18 protein-coding genes are annotated in these 18,406 nt (G+C 64.4%); 9 read left to right on the plus strand and 9 right to left on the minus strand.

Annotation, left to right across the window (positions count from 1 at the left end; all coding sequences use genetic code 11):
- Positions 1-146 precede the first annotated feature (146 nt).
- Complete coding sequence (locus QFZ40_RS01920) at positions 147-1,523, plus strand: alpha-amylase family glycosyl hydrolase (protein ID WP_306902542.1); 1,377 nt, start codon at positions 147-149, stop codon at positions 1,521-1,523.
- A 7-nt stretch (positions 1,524-1,530) separates the two neighbouring features.
- On the opposite strand, the gene QFZ40_RS01925 is transcribed toward QFZ40_RS01920, so the two are convergent.
- Complete coding sequence (locus tag QFZ40_RS01925; protein ID WP_306902543.1) at positions 1,531-3,705, minus strand: transglycosylase domain-containing protein; 2,175 nt, start codon at positions 3,703-3,705, stop codon at positions 1,531-1,533.
- A gap of 211 nt (positions 3,706-3,916) precedes the next feature.
- On the opposite strand from QFZ40_RS01925, the gene QFZ40_RS01930 reads away from it, so the two are divergent.
- A complete protein-coding gene (locus QFZ40_RS01930) occupies positions 3,917-4,537 on the plus strand; it encodes a PadR family transcriptional regulator (RefSeq protein ID WP_306902544.1) in 621 nt (206 codons plus the stop codon).
- Positions 4,538-4,607: 70 nt separating this feature from the next.
- Here the strand turns inward: QFZ40_RS01930 and QFZ40_RS01935 are convergent, their stop codons facing one another.
- Both QFZ40_RS01935 and QFZ40_RS01940 read right to left on the minus strand, forming a co-directional pair.
- Positions 4,608-4,844: a DUF2630 family protein gene (locus tag QFZ40_RS01935; protein WP_306902545.1), complete on the minus strand. Its 237-nt coding sequence runs from the start codon at positions 4,842-4,844 to the stop codon at positions 4,608-4,610.
- Between the two features lie 66 nt (positions 4,845-4,910).
- Complete coding sequence (locus QFZ40_RS01940; RefSeq protein WP_306902546.1) at positions 4,911-6,785, minus strand: Na+/H+ antiporter; 1,875 nt, start codon at positions 6,783-6,785, stop codon at positions 4,911-4,913.
- Between the two features lie 73 nt (positions 6,786-6,858).
- Between QFZ40_RS01940 and QFZ40_RS01945 the strand changes: the two genes are divergently transcribed.
- Positions 6,859-7,257 (plus strand): hypothetical protein, encoded by a 399-nt coding sequence (locus QFZ40_RS01945; RefSeq protein ID WP_306902547.1) that lies wholly within the window; start codon positions 6,859-6,861, stop codon positions 7,255-7,257.
- A gap of 55 nt (positions 7,258-7,312) precedes the next feature.
- Here the strand turns inward: QFZ40_RS01945 and QFZ40_RS01950 are convergent, their stop codons facing one another.
- From QFZ40_RS01950 to lhgO, 3 genes are all read right to left on the minus strand, one after another.
- Positions 7,313-7,645: a DUF202 domain-containing protein gene (locus tag QFZ40_RS01950; RefSeq protein WP_373427379.1), complete on the minus strand. Its 333-nt coding sequence runs from the start codon at positions 7,643-7,645 to the stop codon at positions 7,313-7,315.
- A 4-nt stretch (positions 7,646-7,649) separates the two neighbouring features.
- Positions 7,650-8,054 (minus strand): YidH family protein, encoded by a 405-nt coding sequence (locus tag QFZ40_RS01955; RefSeq protein WP_306902548.1) that lies wholly within the window; start codon positions 8,052-8,054, stop codon positions 7,650-7,652.
- Positions 8,055-8,131: 77 nt separating this feature from the next.
- On the minus strand, positions 8,132-9,331 hold the full coding sequence (gene lhgO, locus QFZ40_RS01960; RefSeq protein ID WP_306902549.1) for an L-2-hydroxyglutarate oxidase: 1,200 nt from the start codon (positions 9,329-9,331) through the stop codon (positions 8,132-8,134).
- A gap of 93 nt (positions 9,332-9,424) precedes the next feature.
- Between lhgO and QFZ40_RS01965 the strand changes: the two genes are divergently transcribed.
- The 4 genes from QFZ40_RS01965 (at position 9,425) to QFZ40_RS01980 (ending at position 13,237) form a co-directional block, all read left to right on the plus strand.
- On the plus strand, positions 9,425-10,459 hold the full coding sequence (locus QFZ40_RS01965; RefSeq protein WP_306902550.1) for an LLM class flavin-dependent oxidoreductase: 1,035 nt from the start codon (positions 9,425-9,427) through the stop codon (positions 10,457-10,459).
- Between the two features lie 109 nt (positions 10,460-10,568).
- Complete coding sequence (locus QFZ40_RS01970) at positions 10,569-10,772, plus strand: hypothetical protein (RefSeq protein ID WP_306902551.1); 204 nt, start codon at positions 10,569-10,571, stop codon at positions 10,770-10,772.
- Between the two features lie 184 nt (positions 10,773-10,956).
- Positions 10,957-12,054, plus strand: a complete 1,098-nt coding sequence (locus QFZ40_RS01975) for a ferredoxin reductase (RefSeq protein WP_306902552.1) — start codon at positions 10,957-10,959, stop codon at positions 12,052-12,054.
- A gap of 13 nt (positions 12,055-12,067) precedes the next feature.
- A complete protein-coding gene (locus QFZ40_RS01980; protein WP_306902554.1) occupies positions 12,068-13,237 on the plus strand; it encodes a fatty acid desaturase family protein in 1,170 nt (389 codons plus the stop codon).
- 124 nt (positions 13,238-13,361) lie between these two features.
- Here the strand turns inward: QFZ40_RS01980 and QFZ40_RS01985 are convergent, their stop codons facing one another.
- From QFZ40_RS01985 to QFZ40_RS01995, 3 genes are all read right to left on the minus strand, one after another.
- Entirely contained in the window at positions 13,362-13,559 is a 198-nt protein-coding gene (locus QFZ40_RS01985; protein ID WP_306902555.1) for a hypothetical protein, read from the minus strand.
- Between the two features lie 221 nt (positions 13,560-13,780).
- Positions 13,781-14,803, minus strand: a complete 1,023-nt coding sequence (locus QFZ40_RS01990) for an NAD(P)-dependent oxidoreductase (protein WP_306902556.1) — start codon at positions 14,801-14,803, stop codon at positions 13,781-13,783.
- Positions 14,803-15,684, minus strand: coding sequence for a cyclase family protein (locus tag QFZ40_RS01995; RefSeq protein WP_306902558.1), 882 nt, complete (start codon positions 15,682-15,684; stop codon positions 14,803-14,805). Before QFZ40_RS01995 ends, QFZ40_RS01990 begins: the two co-directional genes overlap by 1 nt.
- Before the next feature lie 276 nt (positions 15,685-15,960).
- Here QFZ40_RS01995 and QFZ40_RS02000 point away from each other — a divergent pair, with 276 nt between their 5' ends.
- On the plus strand, positions 15,961-16,761 hold the full coding sequence (locus QFZ40_RS02000) for an IclR family transcriptional regulator (protein ID WP_306902560.1): 801 nt from the start codon (positions 15,961-15,963) through the stop codon (positions 16,759-16,761).
- Between the two features lie 134 nt (positions 16,762-16,895).
- Positions 16,896-18,401 carry a sugar ABC transporter ATP-binding protein gene (locus QFZ40_RS02005; RefSeq protein WP_306902562.1) on the plus strand — a complete coding sequence of 502 codons (1,506 nt, stop codon included), beginning with the start codon at positions 16,896-16,898 and terminating at the stop codon, positions 18,399-18,401.
- Positions 18,402-18,406: the final 5 nt, after the last annotated feature.

An 18,406-nucleotide genomic window follows, 5' to 3' on the forward strand; every position in this document is an offset into this window, starting at 1 on the left:
CAGCTCGCAGCAGGAGTGGTGGTACTCCGAGGTCTGCCCCCGCTGCGTGTACCCCGTGCTGTACGCGCCATGGACCGGAAGTGACCGGATGATGATGGTGCAGCAGAATGGAGGCCGAGCCCGCCCCGACGAAAGGACACCCCGCTATGGCTGAACCGACTTGGGTCAGGCACGCCGTGTGGTGGCACATCTATCCGCTGGGGTTCGCCGGTGCCCCGAAGCAAGCCCTCCCGGCCGGCGCCGCCCCGGAGCACGGGCTGCAGAAACTGATCCCGTGGCTGGACTACGCGCTGGAACTGGGGGCCTCAGGGATCGCCCTCGGTCCTGTCTTCGCCTCAGAGACGCACGGCTATGACACCACCGACTATTTCAGCATCGACCCGCGCCTGGGCGGCGACGCCGACTTCGACGACTTCATCCGTGAAGCCCACGCCAGGGGCCTCCGGGTACTCCTGGACGGGGTGTTCAACCACGCCGGGCGCTCGTTCCAGCCGTTCAAGGACGCCCTGGCGCACGGCCCGTCCAGCCCCACCGCTCAATGGTTCAAATTCAGCTGGCCCGAACACGGGACTGTAACGGGGTCAGAACCTGCCGAGCCGGATTATGCGGACTTCGAGGGGCACCACCACCTGGTGGCGCTGAACCACGATGAGCCCCGGGTAGCCCGCTTCGTTGCCGATGTCATGAAGCACTGGCTGGGACGCGGGGCAGACGGCTGGCGCCTGGATGCCGCCTACGCAGTGCCGTCCGGCTTCTGGGCGTCAGTCCTGGCTGCCGTGCGCCCGGACTATCCGGAGGCCTATTTTGTGGGGGAGTACATTCACGGCGATTACCCGGCCGAGGTCACTGCCGGCACGCTTGATTCCGCTACCCAGTACGAACTGTGGAAGGCCGCCTGGAGCTCCCTCAATGACGCGAACTTTTACGAACTGGCCTCCGCGTTGGAGCGCCACAACTCATTCCTGGACGCCTTCGTCCCACTCACCTTTGTGGGCAACCACGACGTCACCCGCATTGCGAGCCAGCTCAAGGATCCGCAGCTCCTGCCGCATGCCCTGGTGGTCCTGTTCACTGTGGGCGGCACCCCTTCCGTCTATTACGGTGACGAGCAGGCGTACCGCGGGGTCAAGGAGGACCGGGAAGGCGGCGACGACGACGTCCGCCCTGCTTTTCCGGAGTCACCGAGGGACCTGTCACCGCTTGGACAGGACGTTTACCGGCTGCATCAGCAGCTCATCGGCGTCCGGCGGCGGCACGGCTGGCTGCATTCCGCCCGGACGAGGGTGCTCTCGCTGACAAATGAGCACCTGGTCTACGAGGCAAGCCCCCACGACCCGGCCGTGGAAAACGAGTCAGGAGAAGGCCGGGGCATCGTGGTGGCCCTCAACCAGGCGGACCGGGCCGCAGAACTTGAGGTGCCGGCGCCGGCCTCTGTCCTGCTGGCCGGGAACGGCACCGTGGACGGCAACGGCCGTATTTCCCTGCCGCCACGTGGCTGGGCGCTGCTGTCGGCCGGAAGCTGACAGCCGCTCAGCGCTTGGGACTTGGCGAGGGACTCGGGCTGCCCATGGACGGCGGCGGAGCCGGGAACGGGTTCGCCGGGTAGAGCTTTGCCACTTTCACCATGTAGTTGGCCCACTGCGGACCCGCGACCATGTACCCGTCAAGACGCTTGTAGAACACGCCGTTGACCGTGACGTTCTGGCCAACGCGCTTCTGGCCTTCCAGTGCATCCCCGAAGAATGATGCGGTGGCCAGACCCGACGTATAGCCCACTACCCACGTGGAGCCGTTGTTGTTAGAGGTGCCTGTCTTGGCAGCAACAGGAACCTGAGTGTGAACTTTAGGATTGATGTAGACGCCGGACCCCACCTTAAGAACGTCCTGGAGGACCGAATTTACGCCCCGGGCCACATCGGGCTTCACAGCGTCGCGGCATTCCACGGCCTGGGCGGGCAGCTTTCCGCCATTCACGTCGGTGATGTCGGCCAGCGCAATCGGCACGCAGTAGCGGCCGTCATTGGCGAAGGTGGCAAACGCATTAGCCAGATGGACCGGTGCAACGCCGATGGCGCCGAGGATGTTGCCCAGCTGGTGCATGTTGATCTGGGCGCCGTCCAGCCCGCTATGCAGGCCCACGGCATCCACCATTTTCTGGATGCCGCAGAAGTCCAGCTGCGCCGCCTCGGCAAATGTGGCCGTGTTGATGGAGTTGTACAGCCCGTAATTCGCGGGCATCTTGCGGTAGTAGCCCTCGTCAGCATTCTGCAGGTCATCGGCCGCGCCCAGTGTCGGATTGTTTTGCGCCGTGCTGTAAGCCCCCAGGACCTTTCCGCAGCTGGACTTCCACGGGAAACCGAGCGGGTAGACGCGCTTGGAGGCATCCACCTCTTCGGTCAATTTGTGGCCCTCGTTGAGCCATTCAGCGAACGTGAACGGTTTCATGGTGGACCCCGGCTGGAAACCGCCTGCACCGTTGAGGTCATTGCCCTGGGCATCCTTGGCATCGACGTTGAAGTTCAGCTGGGTATCGAACTTTCCGTCCTGGGCCAGGAACACCGTGTTCTGTGCCATGGCCAGGATCTTTCCGGTGCCCGGCTGAATGGTCACCAGGGAGGCGCCCCAGTGGTCGGGATTCGCCCCGGCCGTGCCGTCCACCTGCTCCTGTGCTGCCGCCTGCAGCCTGCTGTCAAGGGTGGTGGTGATGGTCAGGCCGCCACGGTACAGCGTCCGCTCCCGATCGGCCTGGGTGGCCCCGAAAGCGGGGTTGTTCAGGATCAGATGGGAGATGTAGTCGCAGAAGTAAGGCGCCATGACGGCGTTGGCGCAGCCCTGCCGTCCCGGGCTGAGCTTGAGTTCAATGGGCGCGGCCACGGCGGCATCGTGGTCGGCCTGGCTGATCTTATGCAAGGCGAGCATGGCATCCAGTACCTGGTCGCGGCGGGCCTTGGACTGCTCCGGGTTCACTGCAGGGTTGTAGAAGCTGGGGCTGTTCACCAGCCCGGCCAGCAGCGCGGACTGCGGCAGGGTGAGGTCCTTGGCGGTACTGCTGAAGAAATACCGGGCCGCCGCTTCAATGCCATACGCTTCGTGGCTGAAAAATACGATGTTGAGGTACCCCTCAAGGATCTGGTCCTTGGTGAACTTCTTTTCCAGCGAAACGGCAAGCTTCATCTCCCTCAGCTTGTCTGCGATATTCTTTTGCCCGCTGAGGATCACCTGGTCGCCCTTGTCCGCGGACAGCAGCGTCTCGTTGAGTACGTTCGTAACGTACTGCTGGGTGATGGTTGATGCCCCTTGCTGGCCGCCCTTGGTCAGGTTGGAGATGGCGGCCCTCAGGATGCCCTGCGGATCCACGCCCCCGTGCTCATAGAACCTGGTGTCCTCGATGGCCACGATGGCGTCTTTGACGAAGGGGGATATCTGGTCCAAGGGAACCTTGACCCGGTTTTCCTCATAGAAGGTGGCGATTTGCTGCCCGTCTGCCGTCAGGACCTTGGTGGATTGCGACGGCGGACGGACGACCAGTTCCGAGGGAAGGCTGTCGAAGTAGCTCTTGGAGCGGCTGATCCCGAAGCCGGCCGCTCCGACCGCAGGAACCACCAGGCTGGCCACCAGAACACCGCATAATGCGCTCGCAGCGAAGAACCCGATGACCCTTCCCAGGGTGCTGGCCAGACGGTGCCTGCGCTTCTTTTTCGCCATGTTTCAGCCCTCAAGCTAGCGACGTGTCATTAGGATACGCCGCGCGGCCTTGCTTCATCCAGAGCTTTGGCGGGTGGGCAAGGCCGGACTTATTCCGAGCCGAATGCCGTGCTGGGCCTCTTGACCCACCGATAGGTAGCGATATATCGTTAAGTATCGGTGAAGGGTTCACCGATACCAGGGAAAACTGATTTGAGAGGACGATGCCGCTATGAAAGGCATTCACGACGACAATAAATTTGCCGGGCCGGAATTCGGCAGGGGACGCTTCGAGCGCGGCAGGGGACGTAGGGGACCCCACGGGCACCGCGGGGGCGGGTTTGGTCCCGGCTTCGGGCCAGGTTTTGGACCCGGCGGGTTCGGTCCGGGCTTCGGACCCGGTTTTGGTCCCGGCTTCCGCCGTGCGAACCGGGGGGATGTCCGCTCCGCGATTCTTTCGCTCCTGGCCGAGGCGCCATCAAACGGCTACGGGTTGATCAAGAAGATAGCCGAGAAGACATCAGGGGCATGGCGACCCAGCCCGGGATCGATCTACCCCACGCTCCAGCAGCTGGTGGACGAAGACCTCATCGCACCCCTCAGCGAAGGCCGGCGGACCGATTTCACCCTCACCGATGCCGGCAAAGCCTACGTGAGCGAACATGCGGAGGAACTGAACAATGCCTGGAGCACCGACCCTGAAGGATCAGGACCGGCCTTCCACCAGAGTGTCGCGAAGCTGATGGGTGTCATCCACCAGTTCCGCGCTGCAGCAACGGATGAGCAACGCCGGGCTGCCGGGGAAAAAATCGACGAGCTGCGCCGCGCGCTATACCACATCCTCGCCGACTGAAACCCCGGCTGAAACCGCCGACTAACCCGCTGGCGGGGACGATGCCGGCATGTTCACGGAGGCGGAGCTGCTACTGCCGGTAGCCCTCCACTTCGCTGACAGGCCGCTCCGCGGCATCGTTCGGGTTCTCGCCGGACTCCATCTTGGCGCGGCGCTGGCGGAGCAGGTCCCAACACTGGTCCAGGCTCTCTTCTACCGCCCTCAGTCGTGCCCGATCCGGCGCGTGACCGGCGCCTGAGGCCTCACGGAGATCGTGTTCCTCGGCCACCAGTGCTTGGATGCGCCCCAGAATATCCTGATCGTTCATGGTTTCCCCTTTGCTCCGGAACTGGTCCCCTCAGGGTAGTAACTGCGGTTGGAAGTGACTAGAGGTTCAGCCCAGCAACTGGTCTTCGTAGCACCAGCGCCACTCCTCGCCCGGTTCTGCGCTGCGCATGGCCGGGTGGCCGGTGGAATGGAAATGCCGCGTGGCGTGGGTGGCCGGCGAGGAGTCGCAGCAGCCCACGTTTCCGCACGCCAGGCACATTCTGAGGTGGACCGTCGTCGTGCCTTCCCGGAGGCAATCGGCGCAGAAGGCGCCGGCCGGTACTGTCGCTTCCGGGGCCTCGTCAAGGTGTACACAGCCCCCTGAGCGGGCGGCCAGGCCCTCACCTCCGCCGGCGTCATCGAGTTCCAGATCCTCCAAGGAAGCGTCAAGGATGGACTCCTCGATGTCCAGCCGTTCCAGCACCTCACTAAGGACCTCGTGGGCGTATCGGCCGCCCCGGCGCAGCTCCAGCACCTTGGACCGCTCCGCTTCCAGCATGGCCAGCCGAAGCTGGGCGTACCGCTGGCTGGGGGTGGCCGCCTCGGACGAAGGCCGGCCCAGCCGTTCCCACGCCGCCAGCCCGCGCTCCTGTGTCCGGCGTTTCAGCATCGTCATGACCTCCGGGGGATCATGCTCGGTCCTTAGCTCCTGCAGCCGCTCCAGGCCCGCATCAGTGGCAAGCTGGACGAGGGAGGCCTGGTTCAGGGCGTCCTCCCGCTTGTCCGGTCCAGGCACACCCAGCAGCCGCACCAGGGCGGGCAGCGTGAAGCCTTGGAGGGTCAGCGTTCCGCCCACCACCACCAGGGCTGCAAGGATCAGCACCGGTCGGTGTTCCAGGTCTTCAGGCAGGACCAGCGCCGCGGCCAGGGTCACCACGCCGCGCATCCCCGCCCACGAAATAATGGCCGGATACGTCCACGGCGGCGACGGGTCCTTCCTGCGGACCGCGGGAATCAGCCGGGGCAGGTAAGTCGCGGGAAACACCCAGACCGGCCGGAGCAGCAGTACCGCCAGCAGAATCACGGCACATCCTGCCCAGATGCGGCCGGCTCCGAGGGAATCGCCCTGCACGCCGTCGATGATGGTCCGCACCTGCAGACCGATCAGCAGGAACACCGAATTCTCCAGCAGGAACTGCACGGTGTCCCAGTTGCTTCGCTGGCTCAGGCGTGCTGCGCCGTTAGGCATGGAGGGGGCCTTGGTGCCCATGATCAGGCCGGTGACGACGACGGCGAGTACCCCGGATGCGTGGATGGCTTCCGCCGGCAGATACGCCACCAGCGGGGCGATGAGCGAGGTGGAGGTGTTAATGGCGACGTTGCGGATCCGCCTCCGAAGCTGGGTCAATACGTAGGCCGCCGCCAGTCCCACCACCAGCCCGCCCCCGGCGGCCAGGGCGAATCCAGCGCCGATTTCAACGGCAGAGACGGTCCCGGAAAGCGCTGCAATGGCCGCCCGCAGGAGGACCAGGGCGGTCGCATCATTGACAAGCGACTCACCCTCGAGGATGCTCACGATCCGGCGCGGCATGCCGACTTTCCGGGCAATGGCCGTTGCCGCCACGGCATCCGGCGGCGCCAGGACCGCGCCCAGGGCAATGGCGGCCGCCAGCGGAATTTCCGGGAACAGCCACCAGACCACGAATCCAACGGCGATGGTCCCGAAGACCACGTAGCCCACGGACAGCAAGGAGATCGCCCTCCGGTTGGAGCCAAAATCGAACAGCGAAGTCCTGAGCGCGGCGGCGTACAGCAGGGGCGGAAGCAGGCCCACCAGGACAACTTCCGGGTTCAGTTCGACGCGGGGGACAAAGGGCAGGAAGGATCCTGCCACCCCGATCAGCACCAGCAGCAGGGGAACCGAGACATTGAGTTTGTGGCCCAGGGCGCTGCAGGCGCAGACCACGGACACCAATACGAGTACGCCGAGAGCGACATCCATCCGGCTATTCTCTCAGCATGGAGTGCGGCGCAGGGTCTCCTGACGGCCACCGGCCACCTGTACCATCATGACCATGCCCACTGTGCTCGATATGGCAGGTCCCATCCTGGAAATGATGACCTGGCTGTGCCTGCCCGCCGGCCTGATGCTGCTGGCCTATACAGGAATCCTGCGGCGCTTTGTCCACCCGTGGTCGGTGGCGGAGGGGGTGGTGTACGCCGATCCGAGCGGCACCGGCTTCCGCTGGTTCGATGACAAGTACCGGGTCCACCACGCTCCGATGTCACCCTTTGACATTAAGGACCTGGCAGTTGGGGACACCCTGCCCATCTATTACCATCCCAAGCGTCCGACGCAATGGCAGACCGCAGCGCCGGAGCCTCCCGGCAGGACCGCCGTCGTGCTTGGCCGCCTGCTCACCGGGATCGGAACAGCGGCACTCATCGGGGGGTCTGTGCTTCCGATGTTCTAGCGCCGTGGAGTGTCCAGGGTTCAGTGTCCAGGGCTCAGTGTCCAGGTCCTCACTCCTAGCCTGCCAGCACCACACCGATGCCCAGCGCCCCGAGGATGATTCCGGCGAAAGCCGTCCAAAGCACCGCGGACGTATCGGCGTCGACGTTTTCCCTCGTGATCCCCTGCGTGCTGGCCCGGTAACGCCGGCGCTGGGTGAGGTAGATGGCTCCGGCCGCAGTAGTCGAAACGGCAAACAGCATCAGGATGGGCAGACCGTGATGTGGCAACCAGCGCAGGAAGAGGGCGCTGACGGTCACGAGCGTCATCATGGTACGCCCCCAGGCCAGGGTGGTCCGCTCGGGCTGGAGCCCCGGGTCACCGTGGGGGCCGACGCGCTGGCCGTCCACCGGCTCAGCGCCAGAGGACAAAGATCAGTACGACGGCGGCGGCCAGGGCTCCGGCGCCGGCCAGCAGCGGCACCATGAGCGGCAACGGCAGCGGCGTGTTGTTCCTCATGCTCCGCTCTACGCGGATCCAGCGTGAGGCAGCGCCCGCGCTCAGCAGCATGCCGAGCAGAAGGAGCAGCACTGCCAGGCCCTTGCGGACCGGCTCCAGGAACAGGTCGGCGGTAAACGCCTCAATGGCGATGCCGCCAGCCAGGAGGGCCAGCGACGTGCGGATCCAGGCCAGAAACGTGCGCTCGTTCGCAAGAGTGAAGCGGGGATCGGGTTCGGTCCCGCCAGCCAGGAGCAACGCGGCGAGTTTCCCGCGCGGCGGCGGCACGCGGCCGCTTGGCGGAGGCTGGTTGCTGGACACGGTGCCAGTCTAGCGCCGTGACGTGCGGAGGCCGTGCGGGCCGCGGGGCTTCCGCCTGCACCGGTGCGGCAGGATGTTCAAACCACTGGACGGGCCAACTTGGAGACAAGATGGCGGCCAATCGGCAGCGCCGCCGTGGCTGCAGGTGAGGGCGCGTTCAGCACATGAATCATCCGGGCCGTCTCCGCAAGGAGGAAATCGTGGATGAGGGTGCCGTCGCGGCGGACCGCCTGCGCCCGGATGCCGGCCTCGCAGGGAAGCAGGTCCTCCTTGGTCAGGCCGGGTGCGTACTTCCGGCACTCCTGCAGGTAGCTGCCCTTGAACAGGGAGTTCCTGACCTCCCTTGCCGCTGTGCCCAGGTTGGCGCGGGCCACGTGCCACAGCCCGGGAAACCGCACATACCGTGCCACGTCCCTGACATTGACGGAGAACTTGGGGTAGCCCTCGCGGGAAAGGCCCAGCACGGCATTGGGCCCGACGGTGACGGTACCATCAATCGTGGGGGTGAGGTGGACGCCCAGGAAAGGGAGGGCAGGATCCGGAACAGGATAGATGAGGTGTCTGACGTAGCCTGACTTCTCGGCCGGGAGCTGGAAGTACTCGCCCCGGAACGGGACAATCTGCACATCGATGTCGAGGCCCGCCAGTTCAGCCAACCGGTCCGACTGCAGACCGGCGCACACCACAAGCCTGCCGCAGCCATACCGCTCGGCGGCCGTCCCGACGTCGACCCTGTCGGAGGATTCCTTGATGGACGTGACCCTGGCACCAGTGACCACCTGCCCGCCGGACTCCGTAACCAGCCCGGCCAGCTTGAGGGCCAGCGCGGGGTAGTCCACAATGCCGGTGCTCGGGATAAAGAGGGCTCCCACCCCCGCAACGTTGGGTTCACGGTGCCGCAGCTCCGCCCCGTCGATGCGCTCGCAGTCCAGCCCGTGGACCGCCGCCCGCTTCTCCAGCTCGTCCAGGCGCCGCGATTCCAGCTCGGTCGTGGCCACCAGCAACTTCCCGGGTTCCTCAAAGCGGAGGCCGTGCTCACGGCAGAAGTCCTTGGTCTCCTGTGCTCCGGCCTTGCTGAAGCGGGCTTTCAGGCTGCCCGGGGCATAGTAGATTCCCGAATGGATGACTCCGCTGTTGTGCCCGGTCTGATGCGAAGCCAGCGTATCCGCCGCCTCCAGCAGGACCAGCGAGGCGCCCGGCCGGGACCGCAGCAGCTGATAGGCGGTGGCCAGTCCGACGATTCCCCCGCCCACCACGCAGTAGTCAAAGTGCTTCACAGGTAGACCGCCTTTCTGCGACAGGTCAGAATCATCTCAGAGCCATCATCGCAGGACGGGAATGCCGGAGCCCGAACCGGGGTTGGGGTTGACATGAAACGCATAGGATTCCTGTCTTTCGGCCACTGGGGTCCCGGCCAGGGGTCCCGCACCAGGACAGCAGGCGAGGCCCTGATCCAGGGCATCGAACTGGCGGTCGCAGCCGAGGAAGTGGGAATCGACGGCGCTTTCTTCCGCGTGCACCACTTTGCACGCCAGCAGGCCTCGCCGTTTCCGCTTCTGGCCGCCATTGCCGCCCGCACCAGCCGCATCGAGATGGGCACCGCAGTCATCGACATGCGTTATGAGAACCCCCTGTACATGGCAGAGGAGGCCGCGGCCACCGACCTGATCAGCGGCGGACGGCTGCAGCTGGGCATCAGCAGGGGATCACCCGAGCCGGCACGCAACGGGGCCGCTGCCTTCGGGTTCCGCCCGGAGCCCGGGGAGACGGACGCGGACATGGCACGCCGGCACACCGAGCAGTTCCGGCATGCGATCAGCGGCGCAGGGGTGGTGGAAGCGGATCCACGATATGCCGGCGGCGCCGTCGGGCTGCTGCCCGTACAGCCACAGTCCCCCGGACTGGCGGAACGCATCTGGTGGGGAGCCGGAAGCCGAAAGACCGCGGTGTGGGCTGCGGGGCTGGGCATGAACCTCATGAGCTCCACGCTGCTGACGGAGGATACCGGCGTGCCTTTCGACCAGCTCCAGGCTGAGCAGATCCAGCTCTTCCGGGACGCGTGGGCCGCGGCAGGGCACAGCCACCAGCCCAGGATCTCGGTCAGCAGGAGCATCCTGCCGATTGTGGACGAGGAAGACAACCGATACTTTGCCGGCGCCGCCTTGCGGGACAGCCGCGACCAGGTGGGAATTATCGACGGGCTGACTGCTCGTTTCGGAAAGAGCTACGCAGGCCCTCCTGACCTCCTGGCGGAGCAGCTTGCGGCAGACGCTGCCGTGCAGGCAGCCGATACCTTGCTTGTCACCGTGCCCAATCAGCTTGGCGTGGACTTCAACGCCAAGATGCTGGGAAACATCGCCCGCCAAATCGCGCCCGCCATCGGTTGGACTCCATCCCGATCCTAATCCCGGTCCTGACGCTTCCGGGATCCGCATCGTGCCGGGTACTGGAGGGATATGCTGAAGGGGCCTGGACCATGGCGGCCCGGCAATCTGTGACGGCCGGAGGCTCCCCATGACTGACAAGCTCCACCTGACGCCGGAAGATCAATTTCCGGCTGACCTCTCCATCGTGCCGGATCAGGAACTGCAGATCCTGGACAGTCAGGTCCAGCGTCAACTGGACCACGAATACGTCTCCGAGGGCGGACCAAACCCGGAGACCGAGTTCAGGCACTATGACCTCGACGAGGAATTCGAGGAACGGGATAGCCGCTGAGCCGGAGCCTGTTACGATCTCATCCGGACAGCATGCTTACTATGGTGGCGGGGGAACCAATAGTGGACGGAAGCCGTTAGGCTTATAGCGGCTTGGGGGCTTAGCGTCCACCATTACTGCGTGACTCGGAATGTCATGTGACGGGAGAGAGAAATATGGCTCGCGCCGCTCTAGGCTTGACGGCATGATCCGGCTACGCCAGCTGGCACAGGCAGCATCCGTTTTAACGACGCCCCTGGCGCCCGAAGACATTCTGGCGCTCTTCAACCCTGTCTTCTCCGCTCGGCAGCTGCGTGGCGTAGTCACCCGGGTGGTTCAGGAAACTGCCCAGTCGGCCACCATATTCTTCCGGCCGGGCCGCGGCTGGCATTCCCACCTGGCAGGCCAGTGGGCGCGGATCGGCGTCGAACTGGACGGGGTGCGGCACTGGCGGTCCTACTCCCTGAGTGCGCCCGCCGGCAAGGATCCGGCCATCACAGTCACTGACGTGGGCGCCGTGTCGGGGACCCTGGTCCGCACCACCCGCCCCGGCGACATCCTGTTCCTTGCTCCTCCGCAGGGCGACTTTGTCCTGCCGGAGCACCCCAGGCCGCTGCTGATGGTCACCGCGGGAAGCGGCATCACTCCGGTGATGTCCATGATCCGTACGCTGGTACCGCGGCGCCCTGATGCCGACGTCGTTCTCGTCCACTCCGCCCGCACCCCGGGCGAGAGTCTTTTCCGCGAAGAACTGGCAGAGCTTGCCGACCAGTTCCCCAACTTCCGTTTGGCCCACTGGTTTACCGGCCAGCAGGGCCGCCTGGACTTCACCACCACTGCCGAGCTGGACGAGATCTGCCCGGACTGGAAGGAACGGGCCGCCTACGCGTGCGGACCGGACAGCTTCCTGGATGACGCCGAGGCGCTGTGGAAGCAGGCTTCCCTCACCACCGGCGCCCCGGGCACGGACGTGGCGGTCGTTGGCGAAGCCGGGAACCTGATGATCGAAAGGTTCAACACCGCCTTCGCAGGCGGCGTCGGGCACGACGGCGGACTGGTGACCTTCGAAGCGTCGGACCGGGAAGTGGACGCCGACGGCGACACTCCCATTCTCGATGTCGGCGAGGACGCCGGGGTGCTGATGCCCAGTGGCTGCCGGATGGGCATCTGCCACAGCTGCCTGACTCCGCTCCTGGCCGGAAAGGTCCGTGACCTCCGCACCAACGAGGTCCACGGTGAACCCGGCCAACTGATCCAAACGTGTGTTTCGGCAGCCGCCGGACCCGTCAACCTCGAACTCTGAGGAGCAACACCGTATGTCAGTAATTTCAGCAAGCAAAGCCACCTCGACCGGAGGTTCAAGGACCCGGCCCGGAGCGCTGGCGGATTCGGGCAGCCCGACGGTCCGCCCGCCCGCCGCGGCACACCTTTCTGATGAACAGGTGGCGGAGCTGGGCCGCGAACTGGATGCGATCCGCGATGAGATCCTGGGCAAACGCGGCGCATCCGACGCCGCCTACATCCGGCGCATGATCAAGATCCAGCGCGGGCTGGAAATCTCCGGCCGTGCTGCCCTCCTCGTCAGCAAGAACAAGGCCGCCTGGGTGGCCGGGACCACGCTGCTGAGCCTGGCCAAAATCCTCGAGAACATGGAACTGGGACACAACATCCTGCACGGCCAGTGGGACTGGATGCGGGACCCGGACATCCACTCCACCACCTGGGAATGGGACTTCGTCACGCCGTCGCGCTCCTGGCAGCACACCCACAACGACCTGCACCACCGCTGGACCAACGTGCTGGGCAAGGACAACGACGTCGGATACAACCTCCTGCGCATGGACGAGAACCAGCCCTGGAAGCCCATCAACCTGGCCAACCCGCTGTTCAATGCCATCCTGGCGCCGGTGTTCGAGTGGGGCATCGCCATTTACGACCTCGAGCTGACCGAGTACCAGGAAGGCAAGAAGTCCAAGGAAGCCCTGCTTAAGGACCTCAAGGCCCTGGGCCGGAAAGTGGTCACCCAGTTCACCAAGGACTATGCGGCCACACCGGCCGTGGCCATGCTCACCGGTTCCGGCCGGCAGGCGCTCTACGGAACCCTTGCGGCCAACGCGATACGCAACGTCTGGGCCCATGCCGTGATTTTCTGCGGCCACTTCCCCGAAGGAACGGACACGTTCACCGAGGAGATGGTGGAAGGCGAAACCCGCGGCGACTGGTACGTCCGCCAGATGATCGGCTCGGCCAACATCTCGGGCTCCAAATTCATGCACCTGATGACGGGCAACCTCTCGCACCAGATCGAGCACCACCTCTTCCCCGACCTGCCGTCCAATCGGTACGCCGAGGTGGCCCCGCGGGTCCGTGAAATCTGCCAGCGCTATGGCCTGAAATACACCACCGGCCCGCTGCTGAAGCAGGTGGGCTCGTCCTGGGCAAAGGTCTTCAAGCTCGCACTGCCCGGCAAGACCGCGAAGGCCTGACCTGGGCGAAAGGCCAGAGGAGCCAGTCAAATGAACTGCTCCCCGGAAGTCTGACTGAAAATTCAGTTCTGACTTGCGGGGAGCAGTTTGTGTTTAAGGTTCACCCGCCGGGGCTGCCGCCCAACTATTTGGACGGCTGAGGAACCTCGCAGGAGATCTGCGGGTTGGCTCCCGTGTAGTTCAAGGGGCCCGCAACGATGGTCAGGGCAACTGTCCCGGCCTGGGCGCAGGATCCGGGCATGCCGCCGAAGTAGCCGCGCTGCCAGGCGGCGAATCCTCCGATGATCAGCCAGATGATGAGCAGTGCTCCGAGAATCCGCATGGTGTCCTCCAATGGCCAGTGGCGGCCTGTGGGTTCAATTATGCGCCGTTAACCGGAATCGCCAAAGGGACCAACGCTTCCTCACTTTTCACAGGGTTTTTCCCGACGCTTCCTCACGTTTCGCAGCTTTTTTCCCAACGCGTCCTCACGTTACGGAAGGGTGTGGGTTTGGAACCCGCGGGATGTGAGAGAGGGTTTGGCGATCCGGTGCGGGGCCTGGGCTAGCCGGCGCGGAGGCTGAGCCGGTCCTTGAAGACCGCCGATTCCAGCACTTCACGGTTGATGACGAACTTCGGTGTGCGCCCGTTCGCGACATCCACGATGGCCCGGACACAGCTTCCCCCGTTGCCGAGCGACATTTCGTCGGTCCAGGAGAGGCAGTGCGGTGACAGGGTGACGTTGTCCAGGCCAATCAGCGCATTGGTGACCGGTTCTTCCTCAAAGACGTCAAGACCGGCGCCGGCGATACTGCCCCCCACGAGCGCGGCGATCAGGTCCGGTTCGTTGATGATGGGTCCCCGCGCCATGTTAATGACGACGGCGCTGGCCTTCATCCGGTCAAAGATTGCCGCATTGACGATGTGCCGGGTCTGGTCCGTCAGGACGGCCATCACAATGAGCGCGTCACAGCAGGCAGCCACATCTTCAAGTTCCATCAGTTCCACGCCCAGCTCGGCAGCGCGCTCCGGCGGGCAGAAGGGATCATAGCCGACACACCGGACGGCGAACGGGGCGAGCAGCCGGATCAGTTCTCCTCCGGTATTCCCGACGCCGAGGAAGCCGATGGTCTTTCCCGTGAGGCCGGTGCCCATGAAGTCTTCCCGCAGGTCCCAGCGCTGCTCCCGGACCAGGCGGTCCTTCACCACGGTGTGGTGCATGACTGACAGCAGCATTGACAGGGTGGCGGTGGCCACCGGGCCGCGGGCGCCGTCGGGAGTGATCGTGGCTACCGTGCCGGCTGCCGTGCAGGCGGCGAGGTCAACCGCGTCATAGCCGACGCCGAACCGGGCCAGGATCAGGGGAGGATTGGTGACACCGTTGAAGGACTCAGCCGTGACCGCCGGTGCTGCATATAGGATCGCGTCGTACTGCTCCATCTGGGCCGGCGTCAGCGCCGCGGCCTTGTCCTGCATATACTCCCACTCAATCCCGGCTTCTGCCAGGCCCGCAAGGCCGATATCGCCCCAGACGTTGCTGCCGGCCGAATCGAGAAAATCAGGGGAAATTCCTACTGTAAATGTCATTAGAAGACCGCCAAGGGGTTTACGGGCGAACCAGTGCCGCGGGGGATGTTGAGGGGGGCGACGACGAACATGAACCGGTAGCGGTCCTCCTCGGCGCAGGCCGCGCCAAGTGCTTCGAGGTCCAGATTGTCCAGCAGGGGCAGCCCCATTGCCGTGATCGCCAGGATGTGGATCGGCGAGTGGATGCCCGGGGTGGGGGAGGGGCGTACATCCGAGTCGCCGTCGCCGCCCAGGACGCTGATGCCGCGCTCGGCCAGCAGCGGCATGCAATCAACATGCAGCCCGGCGCTCAAGTCCGACGAGTCCCAGATCCCGAGTTCGTGAGCCCTGCGGAAGTGCCCGGTCCGGATCAGCACGGCGTCACCTGCTGTGATCTTCACGCCGAGTTTCGCCTCGGCAGCCAGGATGTCCGCAGCGTGGATGGCAGTGCCTGGTTCCAGCCACGGAACGTCGAACAGGATGGTGAAATCCAGCAGCACGGCCGGTGTCACCAGTGAGCCGAGTGAACTGACCGAACCGAAGTCGGCGCCGGTGGCGGTCACGACGTCTTTGGAGGTCTGTCCTTCATAGAGGAGACCCTTGTAGGCGATGTGGCTCAGTGCATCCAGGTGGCTGACGGCTTTTCCGTGGTAATCGACGCCGATGAAGTCTTTGTTGCAGGACGGCTCCGGGGCTTCACGGACGCCAAGGTCCGTCATGTAGTGCAGGGCGGGGTTGGCGTTGGACGGTCCGCTCACGGTGTTCCACGGCAGGGCGGTGGCTACCACCCGGCCGCTGCGGACCAGGGAGGCTGCCTCCACTACCGACGTCGGCGTTACCGCCTGCCATGCCCCGGCCGAGGGATCGCTGTACTTGCCCCAGGTCTTAACCTGTTCAAACACTTCCTCGAAGCCCTCTTTACTGACAGGGGGGCCATTCCTTGTAGGGTCTGGGTAAAGTGAGGTAGCCCTGTTATCTTCCGCGCACACGGTGTACTCCTTGAAAAATGGAACCATCCCGACTGCCTGGCAGGAGCGCCAGGCAGAACGCCGGGCGAATGGCTCCGGCAGCCACAAAGGGTCCCCCGAACAGAAAAGGGAACGGGGAGGGGGTGACTCCGTAATGATAAGCCAATATACTGGCTGAAAGTCAATATTTTGGATAAGGGGAAGTTCCACATGACCACAGAGACCATCACCGAGGCTGGCATCAGTGCTCAAAGCTCGGTTCCAGCCATCACTCGCGGCATGGCCATTTTGACCCTTGTTGCCGAGGCTGGCCAGTCCGGGATCAGTGTTCCGGAGATAGCCAAGCAAATGAATCTTGCCAAGTCCTCCACTGCCAATATTTGCGCAGCCTTGGAGGGGGAGGGCATGCTCAGGCGTTCCGACGGCCGGCTGACGCTGGGCCGCCGCATCCTGTCCCTGGCCGGCGACTATCTCCGTTCGGCGGATCAGCTCGCAGAATTCTATGCACTGTGCCGCCGTTCCAGGCTTATTTCCAGGGAAGCAGCCCGCCTGGCCCTGCTGGACGGCACCGACGTGCTCTACCTTGCCCGCTATGAGGGCACGAATCCCATCCGCCTGACAGCCAACATTGGTGATCGCTTCCCTGCGCATGTGACGGCTACAGGGAAGGCAATTCTTGCAACACTTCCTGATGCCGTGGTGGAGGACAGATACCGCGGCAAGACTTTTGTTTCCTTCACGCCCCGGTCCCTGTCGGGCCTCTCCGAGCTGATGGCGGACCTGCGGACGTCCAGGCAGCGCGGGTACTTCATGGATGACGAGGAGACCAATGTCGGCGTGGTTTGCTTTGCCGTGCCCGTGGTGAATCTGAAAGGTGAGCCCGCCCAGTTCGCCATCAGCGCCACCCTGCTCAAGGCCCGTGCAGACGAGCTCGATCACGCCGAAATTGTCGCCGAACTGCGGCACATTGCCGAGGCGCTGGCTAACCCCCTGAGTGCCCACTCACTCTGAGGCGCAGCTCTACGGCACAAGAGTTTTGCCCGGGCTCTTGACCAATATGTTGGTCTTAGTACAAGATATTGGTCAAAGGTCATTGGTGACCACCCAGAAAATTTCCGCAGCACTGGGGCTGCAAGGAGCGAACCATGGGATTCAACCCTCCCGCGACGCCGCTAATTCACATCGAAAAATTGTGCAAGCGCTTTGGCGTGAACGCGGCTCTACAGGACGTCAACCTCACCCTGGAAGCGGGCAGCATCCACGCATTGCTCGGCCAGAACGGGGCCGGGAAGTCCACCCTGATCAAGATCCTGTCCGGGCTTTATACGCCCACAAGCGGGGATATCACTGTGGCCGGGCACCCACTGGGAAATCCGGAAGCCGCGGCGAACATGGCCTTCATCCATCAGGACCTGGGCCTGGTGGACTCCATGACCATTGCAGAGAACATCGCATTGGGCACGGGTTTTGGCCGCTCCGGTGGATTCATTTCCTGGCGACAGGTGCGGGACGCCGCCGCTGAGGCGCTGCAGACCGTCGCGGCGCACCTCGAACCGGACCGCTACGTCTCGGAGCTGACCAGGGCGGACAAATCGCTCGTCGCCATCGCACGGGCGCTGGCAACGAATGCTTCGGTCATCATCCTGGATGAGCCCACGGCAAGCCTCCCGGCGGCGGATTCCCGCCGGCTGTTCGATGTACTGGAGAAGCTTCGGAGCAAAGGCCACGGGTTGCTGTATGTCAGCCACCGGCTCGATGAAGTTTTCGCCATCTCCGATACCGTCACGGTACTTAGGGACGGTCGACTCATCCACAGCGGCCCCATCGCCGAGAAGTCCCCCCGCGAGCTCGTAGTGGACATCGTCGGCCATAAGCCCGTCAGTTACACCTCCGGCAGCGGCGTGCAGCAGGACATCGAGCGCCTGAAAGTCACCGAGCTCGGTACCTCCCAGACACAGCCCGCTTCCTTTACCGTCCATGCCGGCGAAGTCGTGGGCATGGTGGGGCTCACAGGCGCCGGGCACATGGAACTGGGTCGGGCCCTGGCCGGGGCGCGCAAGATCACTTCCGGCAGCGTGCTGCTGGACTCGAAGCAGTACCTCCCGCGGACACCATCGGAAGCGGTGGACGCCGGCGTCGGATTCGTGACAAGCAACAGGATGGATGAGGGCTGCGCCCCCGAACTGACGCTGCGGGAGAACTTCCTGCCCAATCCCGGGATCCGTTCCAAGAACCCCTTTGCCTGGACCAGTCCCCGCGCCGAGCGCAAGCTGGCGGGCGAACTTGTTGAGCGGTACGGCGTCAGGCCGGCCCTGACGGAGGTGGCAATTGCCACGCTCTCGGGCGGCAACCAGCAGAAAATCATGATCGGCCGTTGGCTCAGCACACGGAGGAAGCTCATCATCCTCGAGGAACCCACAGCCGGTGTCGACGTCGGAGCGAAAGCTGACATCTACACGCTTCTGGAGGAGTCCCTCGCCGACGGCCTCGCCGTCCTGATGATTTCAACCGACTTCGAGGAAGTCGCCAACGTGTGCCACAGAGCGCTCGTTTTTGTCCAGGGAACCGTGACTGCCGAGCTGTCCGGTGCGGACCTGTCCATTGCAAACCTAACAGCGGCAGCCTCCGGTGCTGCTCTCACTTCGGAGTAATCCTT

The sequence above is a fragment of the Arthrobacter pascens genome (assembly GCF_030816475.1).
Lineage (GTDB): Bacteria > Actinomycetota > Actinomycetes > Actinomycetales > Micrococcaceae > Arthrobacter > Arthrobacter pascens_B.

Excerpts from the sequence above, each read along its gene's own strand:
- QFZ40_RS01935 (WP_306902545.1), bottom strand. The coding sequence starts at position 4,844 with ATGAACGATCAGGATATTCTGGGGCGCATCCAAGCACTGGTGGCCGAG.
- QFZ40_RS01990 (WP_306902556.1), bottom strand. The coding sequence starts at position 14,803 with ATGACATTTACAGTAGGAATTTCCCCTGATTTTCTCGATTCGGCCGGC.
- QFZ40_RS01920 (WP_306902542.1), top strand. The coding sequence starts at position 147 with ATGGCTGAACCGACTTGGGTCAGGCACGCCGTGTGGTGGCACATCTAT.
- QFZ40_RS01980 (WP_306902554.1), top strand. The coding sequence starts at position 12,068 with ATGTCAGTAATTTCAGCAAGCAAAGCCACCTCGACCGGAGGTTCAAGG.
- QFZ40_RS01925 (WP_306902543.1), bottom strand. The coding sequence starts at position 3,705 with ATGGCGAAAAAGAAGCGCAGGCACCGTCTGGCCAGCACCCTGGGAAGG.
- QFZ40_RS02000 (WP_306902560.1), top strand. The coding sequence starts at position 15,961 with ATGACCACAGAGACCATCACCGAGGCTGGCATCAGTGCTCAAAGCTCG.
- QFZ40_RS01970 (WP_306902551.1), top strand. The coding sequence starts at position 10,569 with ATGACTGACAAGCTCCACCTGACGCCGGAAGATCAATTTCCGGCTGAC.
- QFZ40_RS01945 (WP_306902547.1), top strand. The coding sequence starts at position 6,859 with ATGCCCACTGTGCTCGATATGGCAGGTCCCATCCTGGAAATGATGACC.
- QFZ40_RS02005 (WP_306902562.1), top strand. The coding sequence starts at position 16,896 with ATGGGATTCAACCCTCCCGCGACGCCGCTAATTCACATCGAAAAATTG.
- QFZ40_RS01985 (WP_306902555.1), bottom strand. The coding sequence starts at position 13,559 with ATGCGGATTCTCGGAGCACTGCTCATCATCTGGCTGATCATCGGAGGA.
- QFZ40_RS01975 (WP_306902552.1), top strand. The coding sequence starts at position 10,957 with ATGATCCGGCTACGCCAGCTGGCACAGGCAGCATCCGTTTTAACGACG.
- QFZ40_RS01940 (WP_306902546.1), bottom strand. The coding sequence starts at position 6,785 with ATGGATGTCGCTCTCGGCGTACTCGTATTGGTGTCCGTGGTCTGCGCC.
- QFZ40_RS01965 (WP_306902550.1), top strand. The coding sequence starts at position 9,425 with ATGAAACGCATAGGATTCCTGTCTTTCGGCCACTGGGGTCCCGGCCAG.
- QFZ40_RS01930 (WP_306902544.1), top strand. The coding sequence starts at position 3,917 with ATGAAAGGCATTCACGACGACAATAAATTTGCCGGGCCGGAATTCGGC.